3 protein-coding genes are annotated in these 1,232 nt (G+C 45.2%); all 3 read right to left on the bottom strand.

Annotated elements, in window-relative coordinates; all coding sequences use genetic code 11:
• The coding region (locus B7Y67_RS18520; RefSeq protein WP_293599892.1) for an aldehyde ferredoxin oxidoreductase N-terminal domain-containing protein at window positions 1–227 on the bottom strand (227 nt) is incomplete at its 3' end.
• Window positions 228–247: 20 nt separating this feature from the next.
• Window positions 248–724, bottom strand: a complete 477-nt coding sequence (locus B7Y67_RS18515) for a 4Fe-4S dicluster domain-containing protein (RefSeq protein WP_215302433.1) — start codon at window positions 722–724, stop codon at window positions 248–250.
• Window positions 725–888: 164 nt separating this feature from the next.
• The coding region (locus tag B7Y67_RS18510; protein WP_293599891.1) for an SEC-C metal-binding domain-containing protein at window positions 889–1,232 on the bottom strand (344 nt) is incomplete at its 5' end.

Raw genomic sequence — 1,232 nt, 5'->3', positions numbered from 1 at the left:
TAGCGACCTCCAGTAGATGCCATCGTTCCAGTCAGTGGACCAGTTGCCCAAATCATTTTATTTTCAGCAGACAGTGGATCAACTTTAGGATCCAACTCTTCCACTAAATACTTCGAAGCTAAACCTCGTGAGCCTAAATATTCCTTAGCCCACTGCATATTGATTGGCTCTGAGGCACAAGTGCCGGCAGTTAGATTAACGCGTAGTAATTTTCCAGCCCATGACATGATCGTTTTCCTATGCTTTTTTAGTTGGAACTATTTTGATTGCCGAGCTTGTCTGCCCATTCACGCATTTTGTCTAAGCCCGTCCAGTCGGCATCTACATAGGTAATAGCCTGAGTTGGGCACGCAGTTGCACATGCTGGATCGCCGCCACATAAATCACACTTCTGAACCTTGCCAGTATCTTGAACATAATTAATAGTTCCAAAGGGACAAGAAATCGTACACACCTTGCAACCTACACAGGTGTCATCGGAAACAACTTTGGCTCCAGTGAGGATATCCAAGCTAATCGCATCAACGGGACAAGCCTGAAGACACCAAGCTTCTGCACACTGGGTGCAGGTATAAGGAACCTTCTTCCCTGTATCGTGAAACTCGAATACTTTAATTCGGGACTTAGAGGTATTAAACACTCCATAGTGCTCATAACTGCAAGCCATCTCACATTGAAGACAGCCTGTGCATTTATCTGCATTGATGTGCAGGGACTTTTGCATACCGGTTCCTTTGGCTCATAACTGCAATTTCTTGCATATAAGAGAAGATCTTGATCGATATAAGGGTATCTAGATAGCTAGGGAAAGCCCTAGCTATTGGGCTAAAAATAAAAATGGAGGCCAAGGCCTCCATCTAAATAACGCCATAAAAAATTATTGGCTTATTAAGCTAATGCTCCGCAGCAGTTCTTGTATTTCTTCCCACTACCGCAGGTGCAAGGGTCATTACGCCCAACCTTAGGACCACTTCGAATGGGTGCTGGAACTATTTCAATTGCTGCACCACGATCGCCGGTTGACCCCGCCACCTCAAGATCTGCATCAGCATGCTGATACTGCACGTCTGAGAGCTTAGCCAAGTCCTCGTTCATTGACTCGGAGGCTTCGTCCAACTCGCTTGCACTACGAATTTGAACTGTCATGATGTTTTTTACAACGTCATTCTTAATGACATTGAGCAGCTCACCATACAGCTCGAATGCTTCGCGGCGGTATTCTTGTTTTGGAT

It is taken from the genome of Polynucleobacter sp. 35-46-11, assembly GCF_002281105.1.
The sequence above is the reverse complement of the archived record's forward strand: the minus strand, read 5'-3'. Positions and strand labels throughout refer to the sequence as shown.